At 64.2% G+C, this 16,694-nt stretch carries 14 protein-coding genes and 1 pseudogene; 9 read left to right on the forward strand and 6 right to left on the reverse strand.

The genetic code is table 11. From position 1 onward, the window contains the following. The 7 genes and pseudogenes from F1642_RS14730 to F1642_RS14760 all read left to right on the forward strand — a co-directional run. Window positions 1–585: pseudogene (locus F1642_RS14730) on the forward strand (IS5 family transposase); the annotation flags it as partial. Window positions 586–1,041: 456 nt separating this feature from the next. Beyond that, window positions 1,042–1,746, forward strand: a complete 705-nt coding sequence (locus F1642_RS14735; RefSeq protein ID WP_194886609.1) for a glycosyltransferase — start codon at window positions 1,042–1,044, stop codon at window positions 1,744–1,746. Window positions 1,747–1,835: 89 nt separating this feature from the next. After that, complete coding sequence (locus F1642_RS14740) at window positions 1,836–2,171, forward strand: hypothetical protein (RefSeq protein WP_194886610.1); 336 nt, start codon at window positions 1,836–1,838, stop codon at window positions 2,169–2,171. Continuing rightward, complete coding sequence (locus F1642_RS16080; RefSeq protein ID WP_255522482.1) at window positions 2,150–2,686, forward strand: glycosyltransferase; 537 nt, start codon at window positions 2,150–2,152, stop codon at window positions 2,684–2,686. The genes F1642_RS14740 and F1642_RS16080 overlap by 22 nt, the downstream gene beginning before the upstream one ends. Then, a complete protein-coding gene (locus tag F1642_RS16085) occupies window positions 2,649–3,140 on the forward strand; it encodes a hypothetical protein (RefSeq protein WP_255522483.1) in 492 nt (163 codons plus the stop codon). The genes F1642_RS16080 and F1642_RS16085 overlap by 38 nt, the downstream gene beginning before the upstream one ends. Continuing rightward, complete coding sequence (locus tag F1642_RS14755; RefSeq protein WP_255522485.1) at window positions 3,137–6,538, forward strand: glycosyltransferase; 3,402 nt, start codon at window positions 3,137–3,139, stop codon at window positions 6,536–6,538. The genes F1642_RS16085 and F1642_RS14755 overlap by 4 nt, the downstream gene beginning before the upstream one ends. A 74-nt stretch (window positions 6,539–6,612) precedes the next feature. Next, entirely contained in the window at window positions 6,613–6,849 is a 237-nt protein-coding gene (locus F1642_RS14760; RefSeq protein ID WP_127899987.1) for a hypothetical protein, read from the forward strand. A 98-nt stretch (window positions 6,850–6,947) separates the two neighbouring features. On the opposite strand, the gene F1642_RS14765 is transcribed toward F1642_RS14760, so the two are convergent. Further along, entirely contained in the window at window positions 6,948–8,033 is a 1,086-nt protein-coding gene (locus F1642_RS14765; protein ID WP_127899988.1) for a mechanosensitive ion channel family protein, read from the reverse strand. A 162-nt stretch (window positions 8,034–8,195) separates the two neighbouring features. Then, window positions 8,196–9,287 (reverse strand): acyltransferase, encoded by a 1,092-nt coding sequence (locus F1642_RS14770; RefSeq protein WP_164871521.1) that lies wholly within the window; start codon window positions 9,285–9,287, stop codon window positions 8,196–8,198. 1,097 nt (window positions 9,288–10,384) lie between these two features. Here F1642_RS14770 and F1642_RS14775 point away from each other — a divergent pair. Further along, the gene (locus tag F1642_RS14775; protein ID WP_206692796.1) at window positions 10,385–10,987 is read left to right on the forward strand and encodes a sugar transferase; all 603 of its coding nucleotides are present in this window, start codon (window positions 10,385–10,387) and stop codon (window positions 10,985–10,987) included. Between the two features lie 434 nt (window positions 10,988–11,421). On the opposite strand, the gene F1642_RS14780 is transcribed toward F1642_RS14775, so the two are convergent. The 3 genes from F1642_RS14780 to F1642_RS14790 form a co-directional block, all read right to left on the reverse strand. Next, window positions 11,422–12,024: a recombinase family protein gene (locus tag F1642_RS14780; RefSeq protein WP_045983288.1), complete on the reverse strand. Its 603-nt coding sequence runs from the start codon at window positions 12,022–12,024 to the stop codon at window positions 11,422–11,424. A gap of 139 nt (window positions 12,025–12,163) precedes the next feature. After that, the gene (locus tag F1642_RS14785; protein WP_127899991.1) at window positions 12,164–13,459 is read right to left on the reverse strand and encodes an O-antigen ligase; all 1,296 of its coding nucleotides are present in this window, start codon (window positions 13,457–13,459) and stop codon (window positions 12,164–12,166) included. Next, window positions 13,459–14,244 carry a family 16 glycosylhydrolase gene (locus F1642_RS14790; RefSeq protein ID WP_045983279.1) on the reverse strand — a complete coding sequence of 262 codons (786 nt, stop codon included), beginning with the start codon at window positions 14,242–14,244 and terminating at the stop codon, window positions 13,459–13,461. The genes F1642_RS14785 and F1642_RS14790 overlap by 1 nt, the downstream gene beginning before the upstream one ends. Before the next feature lie 118 nt (window positions 14,245–14,362). On the opposite strand from F1642_RS14790, the gene F1642_RS14795 reads away from it, so the two are divergent. Then, on the forward strand, window positions 14,363–15,475 hold the full coding sequence (locus F1642_RS14795; protein ID WP_164871522.1) for a glycosyltransferase: 1,113 nt from the start codon (window positions 14,363–14,365) through the stop codon (window positions 15,473–15,475). Window positions 15,476–15,491: 16 nt separating this feature from the next. Here F1642_RS14795 and F1642_RS14800 read toward each other — a convergent pair whose 3' ends face one another. Then, a complete protein-coding gene (locus tag F1642_RS14800; RefSeq protein WP_240542622.1) occupies window positions 15,492–16,514 on the reverse strand; it encodes a replication initiator protein A in 1,023 nt (340 codons plus the stop codon). Between the last annotated feature and the right edge of the window lie 180 nt (window positions 16,515–16,694).

Below are 16,694 nucleotides of genomic sequence, written 5' to 3' on the forward strand. Positions count from 1 at the left end.
TTGCACCTGCTGATTGATAGCACCGGGATCAAGGTCGAGGGAGAAGGCGAATGGCACGCCCGCAAGCATGGCGGCCCCAGACGGCGTGTGTGGCGCAAGATCCATCTCGGAATCGACGAGCAAACACTGGAGGTTCGAGCCGTCGAGATCACGGGGAGCCACATCGGTGATGCCCCGGTGCTACCCGACCTGCTCGATCAGATCCCGGCGGACGAGCAGATCGGCAGCGTCACCGCCGACGGTGCCTATGACACACGCAAATGCCACGATGCCATTGCCGACCGCGGCGCACATGCCGTCATACCGCCCCGCAAGAATGCAAAGCCGTGGAAGACCCTCACCGCCGGTGCCGCCGCGCGAAACGAAGCCCTGCGCGCCGCGAAATATCTAGGCCGCGCGCTTTGGCGACGATGGAGCGGATACCACCGACGAAGCCGTGCCGAAACGAAGATGCACTGTATGAAACTGCTGGGGCAGCGCCTCATGGCGCGGGACTTTGACCGACAGGTCGCGGAGATCCAGATCCGCATCGCCGTCATGAACGGCTACACCGCGCTCGGTATTCCTGTCACAGAAAACCGCGGGATAAATCCGTCCGGGGAAAGGGGAACCTCGGACATCAGAGGCTTTGTGCAACAAAGCCATGGCGGTGCATACATCTTGCGTAGGACATGAGCACTCCTGAGGGCAATTTTGAGAAATTGATTAACGAACCGAATCTACAACTTAAAATTGAATTCGCTCAATACGGTAAGCCTTAATGCAACTGTTTGGTGAATAACGCTGTACCTTACCCCTTTGCGGATTCAACAGTTCACGGCTTCCTTGTCGGCAGATCGCAAAAGTTTGTCCTATTAGGCTGTTTTCCCGTGCGGCGGAATTGTCTATCCAGTGCCGACATTTCCTGGGCGGCCCCAAGTGCTGTCTGCATGTCCTGTCCCAAGACCCTTTGTAACGATTATCCTGCCGGAGACCCTTTTTTTGCGCGTGACCTATCTTGCCCATGACCTTGACGACCCCTCGATCTGGCGAAGGGTCAGGATGCTGCGCCAGGGCGGGGCACAGGTTCGGGTCGCGGGGTTCCGGCGGGGGCAGGGGGCGCTGCCCGAACCTGCGACGGTGCTGGGACAGACGTCGAACGGCCGCATGATCCAGCGCGTCCGCGCGATCGCCGAGGCATGGCCCCGCATCGCGCGCCTTGTCCCTCCGCAGGACGGCGGCCCCGAGGTCATCCTGGCCCGCAATCTGGAAATGCTGGCCCTGGGCGCGCGGCTGGCACGCGCCAGGGGCGCGCGGCTGGTCTATGAGCTACTGGACATTCACGGCATGATGCTGGGGCAGGGCATGCCCGCCCGTATCCTGCGCCGGGTCGAGGCCGGGTTGATGGCGCGCACCAGCTTGGTCGTCCTGTCCTCGCCCGCGTTCCAGACGCGCTATCTGCGCCATTTCAAGCAGCCGGACGTCCCAGTCCTGCTGGTCGAGAACAAGCCCTTCGCCCGGCCCGTTCCGTCGTCGCCGCAGGCCGTTCCCGCACCCGGCGGGGCGGAGCAGGGGGGCCCGCTGATCGTCGGCTGGTTCGGGATGCTGCGCTGTCGCTGGTCCCTCCAGGTGCTGGATCAGGTCACCCGTGCGCAGCCCGGACGGTTCCGGGGTCATCCTGCGCGGGCGTCCGGCCCTGGACGTCATGGAGGATTTCCACGCGGTCGTGGATGCCAATCCCGACCTGTCCTTCATGGGCGCCTATGACTGGCCCGACGATCTGCCCAAGATCTATGCGCAGTTGGACGTGGCTTGGCTTGATCGACCGGTATCAGGCGGGGCAGAACTCTGATTGGTTGCTTCCCAACCGCCTGTACGAAGGATGCCTGAACGGCGCCGTTCCCGTGGTTCTGGATGGGACCGAGGTTGCACGCCGTGTCGCGGCTTGGGGATGCGGTTTCACCGTCGCGGCGCCCGATGCCGCGGCCGTCGCTGCAGCCCTGTCCGCCATCGATCCCACGGGTCTGGCCGCGCGCCGTGCCGCGGTCGCGGCTCTTCCCCGCGCCGCGCTGGAGATGGACGAGGCCGAATGCCGTCACCTGACGGCCGCCATCTGCGGGGGCAGGGGACGCGGCCTCGGTCGCATCCGCCGCCGCTGCCTGAGGTCCCGATGTCAGAACCCCATGTGCTGATCGTCATTCCGGCCCTGAACGAGGCGCGTCACATCGACGGCGTCCTGACCTTTGCCGTAGCCTTTGCGGCGCGGGTGAACGGGCTGGTCGTGGTCGCCGATGGCGGATCGCTTGATGCGACCTGCGACATCGTCCGCCGCCGAGCCGCCGCCGATCCCCTGATCCGGTTGATCGACAATCCCGGCCGGCTGCAATCGGCGGGGATGAATCTGGCCGTGGACCGGTTCGGGGACGGGGCCGAATGGCTGCTGCGGCTGGATGCGCACAGCGATTATCCCGCCGATTACGGCGACGCTCTGCTGGCCGAGGCGCAGCGGACCGGTGCCGACAGCGTCGTCGTCACCATGCATGCCGAGGGCCAGGGGTTTCTGCAGCAGGTCATCGCCGAGGCGCAGAATTCGCGCCTTGGGCAATGGCGGGTCGGCACACCGGCTGGCGGGCGGTGGAGCCTGGGTGGATCACGGGCATCACGCTCTGATGCGGATCGACGCCTTTCGGGCGGTGGGCGGCTATGACGCGCGCTTCAGCCACAACGAGGATGCCGAGCTGGACCACCGGCTGACAGCCGCGGGCCATCGTATCTGGCTGACCGGGCGGACCCGGCTGACCTATTTCCCACGGGCGCGCCTTGGCCCCCTGATCCGGCAATATTTCAATTTCGGGCGCGGGCGGGCCCGCAACCTGCAAAAGAACGGGACCCGCCCCGCGGCCCGTCAGGCCGTCGTGGCCATGCTGGCCCCGGCGGCGGCACTGGTCGTGCTGGCGCCGTTCGGCGCGGTCTTTGCCCTGCCGTTACTGCTGTGGCTGCTGGCCTGTCTGGTCGGCGGCGTCATGATCGCCCTGCAGACCGGGCGGCCCCGCGGGCTGGTTGCGGGATTGGTGGCGGGGACCATGCACATGGCCTGGTCTGCCGGGTTCTGGCGGGAATGGCTGTCCCGCAAGCCCGCTGCGGAACGGACCCCTGCATGAGCGCGCCGTTGTTTCAAGACAGGGTGCTGATCGGCATCTGCACCTTCCGGCGCCCGGAACTGGCCGCCACGCTGGCATCGCTTGCCGTGCTGACGCCCTGCGGCCTGCCGGTGGCCGTGGCCATCGCCGACAACGACGCGCAGCCCTCGGCCCGCGACCTGGTCGAAGGGATCGCCGCCGACCATCCCCTCGAGATCAGCTATCTGCATGCGCCCCAGGCCAACATCTCGATCGCGCGGAACGCTCTGCTGGATCATGCCCGCGCCACAGGCGCGCGGCTGCTGGTCTATCTGGACGATGACGAGACGGTCGAACCCGACTGGCTGATGCATCTTGTGGCGGCGTGGCGCGATGCGGATGCAGGCGCCGTCCTGGGGCCGGTGCGCGCCCATTACCGTCCCGACGCGCCGATCTGGATGGACCGCGCGCGGGCGCATGATACGCTGCCGGTCTATGGCCCGGATGGCTCGATCACCAGCGGCTATACCTGCAACGTGCTTGTCGACCTGGCCGACCCGGCGGCGCGACGGCTGTCGTTCGACCCGGTCCGGGGCCGTTCGGGCGGCGAGGACAGTGCCTTTTTTGCCGGTTTTCTGGCCGCTGGCGGGAAAATCGCCTTTGCGCCCCTGGCTGTCGTGCACGAAACCGTGCCATCGGACCGCGCGCGCCTTGCCTGGTTGCTGCGGCGCCGCTATCGGATGGGTCAGACGCATGCCAGCCTGATCGCCCAGGGACGCCCGCGCGCCGGGCGCATCCGCGCGGCCGGGGTGGCGGTGGCCAAGGCCCTGGTCTGCGGCGGACTGGCCGTGGTCGGGGTGGCACGTCCGGCCCTGGCGCAACCGCCAGCTGATGCGTGCGGCGCTTCATGTCGGGGCGGCCGCCCATCTTGGCGGCGCACGGCAGATCGAAATTTATGGAACGGCGCCGGATCGGTCGGATACCGAACCCCGCTCGGGACCCAAGGAAAGCTGATGGGACGCGAACTCAAGCCCTATGACGGGAACATGGCCTATATCGAGGCACCGGCCGCGCCGGCCCAGACCATCGATCTGCGGCGGTTGATGGTGGCATTGCGCCGGCAGCGCACGACCATCGTGCTGCCCGCCGTGCTGCTGGGGATGCTGGGCCTGACCTATTCCATCGCCAAGCCTGAAACCTACACCACCTATTCCAGCCTGCTTCTGGACAGCAACGTCAACCGGTCCGTCCAGCAGGCGGGCGGCATCGCCAGCGCCGCCCTTCCGGTCGAGCGGATCGAGAACGCACGCGTCGTCCTGGAATCGAACAAGCTGGCCGACGACGTGCTGAACCTGACCGGGCTGCAGGAGAACCCGTCGTTCATGGACCCGCCGCGGTCGGCCTTCACCTCGGCCATCGGGGGCTTCCTGTCGACGGTGTTCTGGCCGGTGACCTGGATCCGCGACCAGCTGGTCGCGCTGACCACCCCCGCCGATGTCATTAATCCGGACGACCTGATGGCGTCCGACGCGACGATGGCGCAGGTCGACCCTGCGCGTCGCCTGGCCGCCGCGCGGCTGCGGGGCGAGATCCGGGTGGACCGGATCGGCCAGAGCTCTGCCGTGGCGGTCAGCTATTCCTCGCATGACCCCGAGATCGCGGCGCAGGTCGCCAATGCCTATGCCGATCTCTATGTCCAGGACATCCTGTCCTCGAATGCCGATTCCGTCGGCCAGACCAATGCCTGGATGCGCACCCGCCTGGAGGAGCTGCAGGCGCAGGCGCAGGCTGCCGCCGGCGCGGCCGAACGCTTTGCCGCCGAGAACAGCCTGGTCGAGTTCTCCTCGGGCGGGCTTCTGACCGAACAGGCGCTGAACGAACTGAACTCCAGCCTGACCGAGGTCCTGACCGAGGCCGCGCGGGCGCGGGCGGTTCTGGACACCTATGACCGCGCCGTCGCCGGCGGGGTCGAGGGGCTGACCAACAGCAACAGTTCGCTGGCCATCGGCGGCGAGGTGTCGGACGAACTGCGGGCGCGGCTGGATTCCTACAACGATGTCCAGGCCCGGCTGCAGCGCCTGCTGGCCTCGTCAGGACCGGACCATCCGCAGGTCCCCGGCCTGCAACAGACTCTGGTCAGCACTGCCGAACGCCTGTTCATCGAACTGCAGGCTCAACGCGCCGAGGCCCAGAGCACGCTGGACGTCGCCAATGCCCGCGTCGAGGCCTTGCAGGAAAGCGTCCAGCAGGCCTCGGCCCGCAACAGCGACCAGGCCGCCAACTTCGTCCGGCTGCGGGCCCTGCAGGAAGAGGCCGCGACCCTGTCCGCGATCTATCAGCAGACCCTGACCCGATCGCAGGAAATCGAGCAGCAGCAGTCCTTCCCGGTGTCGAACGTGCGGATCCTGTCCTATGCCCAGGTGCCGACCACGCCCTCGGGCCCGGCGGTGCTGCGCACGGCGCTGGCCGCGACGCTGCTGGGGATGTTCCTGGGCATGGCCATCGCCGCGCTGCGCGAATGGCGCGAACGCTCGCTGCGGACATCCACCGACCTGACCGAATATTCGGGCCTGCGGTTCCTGGGCCACCTGCCGGTGCTGCCCGCGGTTCGTCGTCCCCGTGCGGTGGGCGCGGCACCCGCGGCCACCCGAACGCCACCGGCCACGGCCAGCGGGCAGACGCTGCCCGTCCTGTCCAGGCTGCGGCCGCCGGTCATCCAGGTGCCGGTCCCGGTGCTGCACTATCCCGATTCCGTTTATGCCGAAACGCTGCGCCATGTCCGCCTTGCGGGCGAGGCGACGGGCCGGGCGCTGCCCGTCACGGGCGTCACGTCGTTCCATCCCTTTGATGGACGGTCCTCGGTCGCCTTCAACCTGGCGGGCCAGCTGGGCATCGGCATGCATTCTGTCCTGCTGATCGACGCCGACAGCCGCGGCCGCACGCTCAGCAGGATGCTGGGCCTGGACCGCAAGCCGGGCCTGACCGACGCGGTCAGCGGCGGCGGCAACTGGCAGGACATGCTGGTCGGCATCGCCAACACCAACCTGGTCGTGCTGCCCTGCGGGCTGGATCAGGGCGGGCCTTCGGACGACCTGCTGACCGGCCAGATGCTGGGCCAGATCGCGGCCGAGGCGCGCGATGGCGATTTCAGCCGCGTCATCGTCGATGTCCCGCCGCTGTACCCCGTGGCCCAAGGCCGGGCGATCCTGCACGAGCTGGCGCAGTTCGTCATCGTGGCCGAATGGGGCCGCACCTCGCGCGCCATGGCCGAGACCGCCCTGGCCGAGGATTCCCTGCTGGAATCGCGGTGCCTGGGCGTCGTCTACGACCGCGTGAACCTGCGCAAGCTCAAGTCGTTCCTGCTGCCCGGAGAGATGGAGAACTATCTGGCCGGCCCCAAATCCTACATGTCGCTCAAGCGTCGCATGACGGGTCGGTAAGGTTTTCTTAACCTTTGTCGCTCACCTTGATGTCTCCCGTGCTATAGCGGGGGCAATCTGATGAGAGATGCGGCATGTTTGTCATCTGTTACCTGCTGGCTGCCTTGACGACGACCGCGGTGGCCCTGATCGGGGGCTCGGCGGCGGGATATTCGGCTTGGGAAAGCTTGGGCATGGCATTGCTGGCTGTGGTTTTCCTGCAGATGGTGATTCTGGGCTATGTGATCCTGGCCACGATCCGCAACACCCGCGGATCGCGTGCCACCCGGCCAAGAACCGCGCGCAATCAGCTGTCCATCCAGCCCAAGTAAGACTGCCCGCCCTTTCTGTGCCGAACGCCGATCGACAAGGACGTCACGATCCCTGCGACATGCCTTCGGAAGGCATGCCATGGTGACAGCCGCAGGACCTAACCCTTGACCTCGATGATCCCCTTGTCGGCCAGACCCGCGGATCGATCGGGGCGGTCGTCCATCTGGATGCTGCCCCGGTGGCGGGGCATGGCATGGGGCTGATCCGTCTGCAGATAGGCCAGCAGGTGCTCCCTGATCTCGCAACGCAGATCGAAGGCACGTCCGGCGTTGCGGGCACTGGCCAGGATGCGCACCTCGGTCACGGTCTCACGGAAATCGGTGACCTGCAGGGCAAAGACGTCGCGGTCCCACAGGGGTGACGCCCGAACGATGCGTTCCGCCTCAAGGCGCAGGTCGGGAATGCTGACCGCGTAATCGACATAAAGCATCACCACTCCGATCAGCGTCGCATCCGCGCGCGTCCAGTTCTGGAAGGGCTGGTCCATGAAGTAGCTCAGCGGCACGATCAGGCGGCGCTTGTCCCAGATGCGGATCACCACATAGGTGCCGCCGATCTCCTCGACATTGCCCCATTCGCCTTCGACGATCACCGCGTCGTCGATACGGATGGGCTGGGTGATGGCCAGCTGGATGCCCGCGAACAGGTTGCGCAGCACCGGCTGCAGGGCCAGGCCCAGGACCAGCCCCGCTGCACCCGCCGAGGCCAGGAGGCTGACGCCGTATTGCCGCACGCTGTCAAACGACATCAATGCCGCACTGATGCCGACGGCAACGATCAGCAGGCTGCCCACCTGCTGCAGGATGCGGGACTGGGTGACATGCTTGCGCGCCAGCAGATTGTCTTCGACATCGATGCGGAAACGGCGCAGATGCAGCGCGACCCAGATCTGCAGCGCGGTGCGCGCCACAAGGGTCATGCAGGCGATGAAGCATAACAGCAGCACGTGGCGCAGGGTGGCGGTTTCCTCGACCGTCAGGGGCGCGATGCGGGTGGCAATGGACAGGGCGGCAATGATCAGTGCCAGCTGGACCGGCCCGCGGGACCGGGCCAGCAGTGGACGCCAGAAATCACTGCGCTGCGCGATCGGGCGCAGCAGAAGACGGTCGATCAGCATCCAGCCCAGCCATGACAGCGCAACGGCGGCGACGAAGATCAGGGCGGTATCGGTCCAGCGGGTCATGCAGTCCTCGGAAGGGTTGACGGGTCAACACCAACCTCCGACATGGCGCTTCGTTCAGGTGCGTGGGTCTCTAGGTGTGCTTACCTGCCTGCCTGATATCGAGCGCGTCAGTCCTGCTTTCCGATCAGGCGGGATGAGTTTTCCAAATGCCCTTATTAAGCATCAAACCGGCAGCACAGGAGGAATCGTACTGTCAGAGCGCTTGACCGGCCGCTTCTTGAGATATTTCCTGAGAGGCTCGTCAATGTAATAAGTGCATACCCAGGACAGCAACAGAACACTTGCGATTATCGAAATTCCGATGAGAGATTTATGATCAGCCCATCGGTCCCCCATAAATACCTTAAAGATCCCGGTTTGAAAAAGAACGATCGGGGCGTGAAGAATATAAATTCCATAAGATAGACGTCCAAGATGGTTACATAGCTTGGATGACAGTCCCGTGATTTGATAGGCGCCACCAAAGACAAGTGCCATTGGAAATACTGCAGCAATCCAGAGTATCCCCAACCAAAGCGCATCTCTTGGAATGGCAACGAACGCAAAGCAGAGCATGGACAAAGAGAGAAAAGCCTTGTTGCTGCTCATGTTTTTTACCTGATGCCGAAAGATCAGGATGCCGACGCTGAAGGAAAACCAGAAACGTGCCGAACCGCCCAGCATTGTGGCAACGCTCCATCCCATGTCGATGCTACCCCATTGGAGGGATTGGTGAATCAGGATGGCGAAGGAAATAGCGGAAACCCCAAGAAGAACCTTTGTTCCCAGTCGGATCGCCAGAAGGGCATAAAGAATGTTGTACCAGAATTCGAAGCTCAAGCTCCAGGCCGAGGGCGCGAAGGGATAGGGCGTGAACCCCCATTCTGCCGCAGGAGCCCAAGGGGCAAGAAGAATGGTGGCAGGGATGGCCTCCGACAGTTGCAGCATGCTGGGGGCGTCATCTGAACCTGTGAGGTATTTTACGAAGAAATACGTGAATCCTATTCCGCATGCCATCAGGTACAGCGGATACAGTCGCAATGCCCTTGCCCAGACGAAGGACCTGAAAGATCGAGTGCCACTGATAAGCGATCTTTCATAGGACAGCGCAATAACAAATCCACTCATCAGGAAAAAAAGATCGACGGCCAGGAAAGATCCTTGAAGAAACTGCAAGCCGCCGAAATAGTCGCTGATATGGTAAAGAAATACTGAAATGGCGGCAATTCCGCGTGCGCCATCCAAGGCAGGATAATGCGCATTTTTATGGATCATGATAGTTCTGCAGTTCCCATGCATCAGGCTTAAGCTGTCCGTGGACCAGTTCAAGCGTAAGGCTGCTTCATCGACGATGGGAACGCTCTTACTGCAGAGGCATATGCCTCGCCACCTGTCTTAATGCGCTACATGCTCAAGCAACCTTTCAACGCCGGCTCACCTCATCGAACGGGCCAGTGCCCGCACTTGGCCGACGGTTCGCACGCCTAAGGCTACTCGACCTTGCTGGTATGCAGCCTTGGTGCAGGGTGCCGCACATAAGGTGCACCACGAGCGCTAGTACTTATCGGAGGGGGTGGTGCTTGGGGTCCCACACTTGTGCGGGTTGGTCCTCATGCCAACCGCCTGGAGGGCAAGATACCGGGCAACAGGGGATTGTGCCGTAAGACATTCCAGAGAGCGATAACTGCGCAATTAACAACCAAAAGTTTACAAAACTACAATAAATCAACTTAAAGTTTAATTACGTAAGTAAGCAGCCTTTATAAGGATGTATCAAAATAGGGAATTACAAAGATATTATCTTGCGATGCTTGAGGAGACGAAGAATTCAGGTGTCCTTCTGATGCAGCGGCTTGAGAGTAGGTGTTCAAATTCCTGTCATGCCAAACCGGAAAACGGGTCATTTCCGGTGTATAGAGTGGTGAAACCTGCCTTTTCATTCCCATGTTGCTTACGGCTTGGACTGGCTGCAAAAAGTTTGGTGACCACAGCGTTTCCTGTAGGCACTTGATTCAACCTAACTAAAAAGACAGCCACGGGGCATTTGCAGAAAAAACCTTTTCATGTCGGCTATTTAAGTGGCGACGCTTTGGAGTGGTGATTTTGCATGATGTGTTAACCATATCTTACGGATTGCTAAAATTTTAACGAGATGATGTAGAGTGCCTTCCCAGGACGATGGCGGCACGCCGTCCGCATCTCTTGGCATCATTCGGCAAGAACGTTTAGTTATCATGAGGTTGGTTGTTAATATGCGAACGATACGTGCACAGCGAGATTTCGTGTCGAACTGTCGCCCCTCCCTCGCGGCCAACACCTCTCTTGCGGGACTGCATCGGGCGCGCGCAAAAAGGGCCGCCCCTGTGGGTGGCATGGCCAAGCGGGGGCTGGATGTCACGTTGGCGGTCCTGGGCCTGCTGCTGCTGGCGCCGCTGATCCTGGCGCTGGTCATCGTCCTCAAGCTGACGGATTCCGGGCCGCTGCTCTACGGGCACCGCCGCGTAGGCTTCGGCGGGCGCGAGTTCCGCTGCTGGAAGTTCCGCACCATGGTCGTCAACGGCGACGCCGTTCTGGAGCAATACCTGCGCAAGCATCCCGCCAAGGCGGCCCTGTGGTACGAACAGCGCAAGCTGGTCGACGATCCGCGCGTCACCCCCTTGGGCGCCGTGCTGCGCAAGCTGAGCCTGGACGAGCTGCCCCAGCTTCTGAACGTGCTGACCGGAGAGATGAGCCTGGTCGGCCCGCGTCCGGTCGTGCGGGCAGAGCTGGACCATTACGCCAGCTCGACCCGCCACTATCTGGCGGCCCGCCCCGGCCTGTCCGGCCTCTGGCAGATCAGCGGCCGCAGCAACACGACCTACATGGAGCGCGTGCAGATGGACCGCTTCTACGTGATGAAGTGGAACCCGTGGATGGACCTGCGCATCATCTTCATGACCATCCCCGCCGTCGCGCTGTCCCGCGGAGCGCATTGAGCGGGCGGCTGTATCCGATGTAGTCCAGGTGATAAGGCCTTTAGGCCTCACCGTTACCTTCCGCATCTATCCGGCACTGGCCATAGGATCATGTGCCTGACCCACGCCGCTCCCACAACGGAAGGGAGTGGCCGCAACGTTGCCTTGGGCAGTGCGAAGCATGCTGCTTTGAAACACCGGCCTGCCAGCGTCCGCTGCGGTGCTGACCTGCTAGGAACACCGCTAGTGCCCGGTTCACGGTCACCATGATCGCGTCATCGACCGTGCCGGAGGACGGGCACAGCTTGTCCATGGGCAAAGTGGCCGCCTTGTCAATTATTGAGCAAGGATTCGGAGTAATTTCTGGTTCTTTTTACTGTTAGCCAGGGTCTCAGTTGATGCGTTTGATCACGTGAATCTCGCCTTCAAAAGGTGAACAAAACTTTGACCGCAGGCTACTCGGGCAAAGCCGGTTTGGGGCTTCCTTGGATCAGACTGCGGGTCCTTGCCTGCGGAAAATAGGCATAGAAGGTGGCCCTGCTGACATCTAGGCGCCGGGCGATCTGGGCCACGGGAATGCCGCGGTCCCGGAGCAAGGCGCGGGCCATGGCAAGGTCCGCCTCGGTCAGCTTGCGCCGGCGTCCGCCCTTGCGGCCGCGGGCGGCAGCGGCCTTCAGCCCCTCGATCGTCCGCTCGCGGTTCAGGTCCAGGAAGTATTCGGCAATGGTGCCTAGGAAATTGAACATCAACCGCCCTGTGGGCGTCTCGGTGTCGATGGCCTCGGTCAGGGATCTCAGGCGCACCCCCTGCCCCTGCAGCCTGTGGGCGGTGTCCAGCATCTCGCGCAGGCTGCGGCCCAGCCTGTCCACCTTCCACACCACCAGCTGATCCTCGGGGCGCAGAAAGGCCAGCGCGGCCTCCAGGGCGGGACGCCCGGTCCCGGCACGGCCGGATTCCTTCTCTTCGAAGATCCGTTCGCAGCCTGCCCGTTTCAGGGCATCCCGCTGCAGGTCCAGTTTCTGGTCTTCTGTCGAGACGCGGGCATATCCAATCAGCATGTCCAAATCGTAGGCCAAGAGGGTATTCCGGACAACTGATTTCCGGACAGGGTTTCCGGACAGAAAAGGGTTCTGAAACCATGCCTGCGGACGGGCCGGTCAGGCCTGTCCGGAAAACGACCGTTTGATTGACGCTCGATCAGCGGAAGGTGATGCGGATGGGACGGCGTGCCCGGCGCGGGACCGGCTTGCCGATATGGTCCCTGAAACGGTGGGTATAGCAGATGGCGGCGATGATGATCGCGGTCCCGGCGCTGAACTGATAGAAATACACGACCTCGATCCACATCAGCATGAACAGCCGCACCATGAACAGGGCGAAGAAGACCGATGCGGCCGACGGACTGCGGATTGCCCAGCCCAGGCAGGCCCACGCGGCAGCGATGAAGATCAGGGCCTGAGCGGCAGTCGCCAGGATCCCGATCTCGACCGCGTTCGAGATGGGCGTGTTGTGGAAGTTGAACCCGCTGCGGCCCGCAATGCCGAAATCCGCCCAGAGCTGTTCGGCCAGCGGCTGTCCGGGAACCCAGAAGGCCTGGAACCCGACCCCCAGCAGGGGCCTTTCGGCGATCTGTCCGAATGCCACCGCCCACAGGTCTGTCCGGCCGGTCAGCGTGATGTCCTTGCCGGTCACGTCTAGGAACAACCGCGCCAGCTCATCCGAAAGCGAGGACAGCAGGATGGCAATCGCCGCGCCCAGCACGACTGCCAGGGCGATCGCGACCAGGCGCATGTAGGGCGTCAGGCGCTGCATCAGGATGATGACGCCGAAGACTAGGATGACGGCCATGGTGCTGACCAGCGCCCCGCTGGACTGGCCCATCACCAGAAGCACCGCCCCCAGGAACATGGCGGCCAGCGCAGGCAGGCGCCAGCGCATCGAAAGGCGCCGGTCGACCAGCACCGCAAGGGAGGCGATGATCAGCACAGAGCTGGCATCCGCGAGGGCGTTCTTGCTGGCATGGATGCCCAGATATCCCATCCCGTCGGACCGGGCCCGTCCCAGCAGAAGGCTGGCCAGCCCCCCCATCGCGCTGGTGGCAAAGACGATCTTCACGAAGGTCATCGGGGCCAGCCGATAGCCGATGGCGACCGCGATGATCACCGTCAGCACCAGCTGGATACCATAGCGCAACGTCAGCGAGGTATAGTCCGACCAGGCAAAGGACATCACGCACCACAGCGCCACCAGCACGATGGGCCATTCGCGCCGCAGCGAGGCCAGCACCTCGCCGGGCCGGGTGGCCACCAGGGCCATGCCCCCCAGCAGGAACAGCAGCGCGCCCTTGGACCCCAGGGGGGTGATGAAGGTCAGGCCGAAGATCGCGATGAATGCCGCGATGGCGTTGGGGGAATAGCTCAGGACCCGGCGTCGCGGCTGGCGTGCCGGTCGTCTGGCCGTCATGGGCGCGCCGGCGGGCATGGTCTCGACCATCAGCGGTCCTCGCAGGTGACCGAACCCTCGAACAGGCAGGACGCATCCAGCGGGGTGAAGGCCACCCAATCGATCTCATAGGCCAGGGGGCCGTCCTGCGGCTCCTGGTGGCCCATCCAGTCGGTCAGGGTCGCGGTGCTCCAGAAGGACATGTACAGCTTCTGCGGATGGGTCGGCAGGATGCTGTCGGGTTCCGTGCGGTGGACCTCCCGGCCGTCCAGAAACCAGGTGATCCCCTCGGGCGCCCACCGGAAGCCGACCGTGCGGAAGTCCTCGTCAAAGGCCGTATCGGAAGGCGTGGTGCCGCCGTTGTGGGGCTGGCCCGAGACATAGGTGTTCATCGTCATCACGCCCGGATCGCGGGTCAGGATCTCGATGTCGATCTCGTCATGGGGAGAGTCGTGGACCGGCCCGGCATAGGTGAAGACAGAGGCGTTCAGCCCCGACTGGCGCGGGGTGCGGATGCGTGCCTCGTAGGTGCCGTGCTGCAGATAGGCCTTGCTCTGGATCTCTCCGCACAGGGCGGGCCGGTCGCTGTTTCCCGGCGCCGGGATGTGGAACAGCGTCAGCAGGCCGCCGCGCACCTGGACCGCCCGGCCCGACCAGTGGCAGTCCTGCCAGTCGCCGTTGGTCCAGCCGTCCGACACGTACCAGCGGTCCTTGTCCAGCCCGTTCGTGAAATCCTCGAAGAAGCCGTCCGCATCGGGATGCGGGTCCGCCTGCTGGGCAGACAGGGGCTGCGCCGCCAGGATGAGCGCGAGGGCGAGAGCGGATGAATGGCGCATGTGCAAAGCCTCTTGGCCGCATGGTTGCCGTGCAGACCCGCCCGGCTTATGGAAGCCGCAGCCAAACGGGTCAAGGGAAAGGCGTTCACATGTCGGGCAATCGGACGGGACGGAACGCATGACGCCTCCCGTGGTATCGGTGGTGATGGCCAATTTCCGGGGTGCGGCGCATCTGGCCCGCGCGATGACCTCGGTCCTGGCCCAGTCCGAACGGCGGCTGGAGCTGATCCTGTCCGACGATGCCTCGGACGATGACAGCCTGGCCATCGCCCGCCGGATCGCCGCGACCGATGACCGGGTGCAGGTCATCGCCGCGCCGCGGAACGCAGGGCCCGCGGCCACGCGCAACCGGGCTCTGGATGCCGCGCGCGGTGCGTGGATCGCTGTCGTGGACAGCGACGACCTGATCCATCCCGACCGGCTGGCGCGCCTGATCGCCGCCGCGGATGCGGCGGGTGCCGATCTGGTCGCGGATGACCTGGTCTATTTCGGGACGGTGCCGCAGGGTCGGACCCTCCTTCAGCCCCTCGGCCTGTCCGCGCCCATGATGCTGGATGCGGCGCCCTATCTGCGCAGCAACGACCCCGGCGCGTCTCTGCCCCCCTACGGCTATCTCAAGCCGGTGATCCGACGCACCGCCCTGGCGGGCCTGCGCTATGACGCCGGGCTGAGGATCGGAGAGGATCACGACCTGGTGCTGCGCCTGCTGATCGGGGGCGCGCGCTTCCTGCTGCTGCCGGACCCGCTTTATGCCTATCGTCGCCATGCGGGGTCGATCTCGCACCGGCTGTCCGTCGCGACCGTCGAGGCGATGCTGCAGGCGCATCGCGCCCTGCCCCCGATGCCCGACCCCGAGACGCGCGCGGCCGCCGCGTCGGTGGACCGCCAGCTGCGCCGAGCCCTGCGCTATGAGCATCTGGTCGCCGACATCAAGACCCGTCGCTGGCTGGGCGCCCTGCCCCGGCTGGTCGACCCGGCCATGCTGTCGCGCTTGGCGGAAAGCCTGCGCGACCGCCGCAGCCGTGCGGTGGACCTGCCCCAGGACGCAACCGCCCTGTCCGACCCGTTGCCGCGGATGCCGCAGCCCGGCCAGGCCTGGGACCGGCCCCCTGCCCCCTGTGCTGCCCGGATCGCGGCCATGGCCGCGCAGGGTGGCCGCCTGCCGTCCGGGGCTCCGTCCTGGGCGGTCTGGCTGTCAGAAGCGGTGGTGGACGCCGGTTCGGCGCAGTGATGCCGGGGCGCCTTCGTCAGGGACTGCCGCGTTTCTCGTACCAGGTCCGGCAGAAGCGGACGAAATGGCGCGAGGGATGCTTGGGCTCGATCTCTTCGGCGGCGCACCAGCGGCGCCATTCCACCTCGAGGTAGCGCACGTCCCAGCCCGGCGCCGCGGCGCGGGCCTCTTCGTGGATGTCGGGGTCCAGGAAGGCCTCGAAGACCTCGGCCACGGGCGCGGTGCCGCGGTTGCGGAACACGACTTTGGTCTCGTCCGCAGAGAAGCGCAGCGAATAGTCGGGCATGTGCGAATGGGCCGTGTCCTCGCGGATGACATTGGCCACCAGCCGCCTGAACTCGAAGCTGGTCGAGGACGAGCCGCATTTCTTCTGCAGCAGGTCCAAGCCGATGGACCATTCGCGCTGGTTGCCGCAATGCTTGCGCGCCAACTCGTAGAGACGGCGTTCCAGGGGGCGCCGCAGCCGGAAGTAGTCGCGGCTGATCGTCAGAACCTCGTGCGCGCGGATCGCGTTGAAGACCCAGTCAGACAGCTTGATCTCGATCTCCTGCATGCGCCCCTCGCGGGTCTGACGCACGATGCGGGCGCTTTCGATCAGGCCGAAAGTCTCGAAGACCTCCTTGCCGCCGGTGGTGATGTTGGTCGAGATCCGCGTCCCCGCAAGCCGCTCCATCGCGGCCTTGAGCAGGTCGTAGCCGCGGCCCGTGGTCATCCGGTTGGTGGCCCGCAGAAGGTCCGAGGCCTGAAAGCGGACCAGCTGGCTGACCTCGCGGCCGTCGTTCAGGGCGCGGATCAGCTGGCTGATGCAGAAGATCAGGATGTCACGGTCGTGGACGGTGGCGATGCCGTCGCTGGAAGGCTTGATGTCGATCGACAGGCCGTTGTGCTCGTAGTGCCGCGGCCTCAGGTCGGGCTTGGTCGAGAGCGAGAAGATCGGGTGCTCCATCGACCCCACATCCGCCTTGGGCGCGGCGTTGATGATGTCGCAGACGAAGAAGTCACGCTGCGGATGTCGGTCGGGAAGAAGCGGACTGCTCATCGGTTCTCTGGCATTTAACGACACTTCACCCATAACGACACTTCACCCATAAAACAAGCTTAACGACACTTCACCCATAAACACTGGAGAAACGACACTTCACCCATAGCGAATCACCACTTCACCCATGAAGAAACGACACTTCACCCATAAAGGGCTCCAGTAAGCAATTGATTTTAT

Origin of the sequence: Paracoccus sp. NBH48, from assembly GCF_015390265.1 — a bacterium.
Taxonomy (GTDB): Bacteria; Pseudomonadota; Alphaproteobacteria; order Rhodobacterales; family Rhodobacteraceae; genus Paracoccus; species Paracoccus marcusii.

Bases quoted from the DNA above. Each gene is read 5' to 3' on its own strand.
- F1642_RS14735 (WP_194886609.1), top strand. From the start codon at position 1,042: ATGCTGCGCCAGGGCGGGGCACAGGTTCGGGTCGCGGGGTTCCGGCGG.
- F1642_RS16080 (WP_255522482.1), top strand. From the start codon at position 2,150: ATGTCAGAACCCCATGTGCTGATCGTCATTCCGGCCCTGAACGAGGCG.
- F1642_RS16085 (WP_255522483.1), top strand. From the start codon at position 2,649: ATGCGGATCGACGCCTTTCGGGCGGTGGGCGGCTATGACGCGCGCTTC.
- F1642_RS14755 (WP_255522485.1), top strand. From the start codon at position 3,137: ATGAGCGCGCCGTTGTTTCAAGACAGGGTGCTGATCGGCATCTGCACC.
- F1642_RS14760 (WP_127899987.1), top strand. From the start codon at position 6,613: ATGTTTGTCATCTGTTACCTGCTGGCTGCCTTGACGACGACCGCGGTG.
- F1642_RS14765 (WP_127899988.1), bottom strand. From the start codon at position 8,033: ATGACCCGCTGGACCGATACCGCCCTGATCTTCGTCGCCGCCGTTGCG.
- F1642_RS14770 (WP_164871521.1), bottom strand. From the start codon at position 9,287: ATGATCCATAAAAATGCGCATTATCCTGCCTTGGATGGCGCACGCGGA.
- F1642_RS14775 (WP_206692796.1), top strand. From the start codon at position 10,385: ATGGCCAAGCGGGGGCTGGATGTCACGTTGGCGGTCCTGGGCCTGCTG.
- F1642_RS14780 (WP_045983288.1), bottom strand. From the start codon at position 12,024: ATGCTGATTGGATATGCCCGCGTCTCGACAGAAGACCAGAAACTGGAC.
- F1642_RS14785 (WP_127899991.1), bottom strand. From the start codon at position 13,459: ATGGTCGAGACCATGCCCGCCGGCGCGCCCATGACGGCCAGACGACCG.
- F1642_RS14790 (WP_045983279.1), bottom strand. From the start codon at position 14,244: ATGCGCCATTCATCCGCTCTCGCCCTCGCGCTCATCCTGGCGGCGCAG.
- F1642_RS14795 (WP_164871522.1), top strand. From the start codon at position 14,363: ATGACGCCTCCCGTGGTATCGGTGGTGATGGCCAATTTCCGGGGTGCG.
- F1642_RS14800 (WP_240542622.1), bottom strand. From the start codon at position 16,514: ATGAGCAGTCCGCTTCTTCCCGACCGACATCCGCAGCGTGACTTCTTC.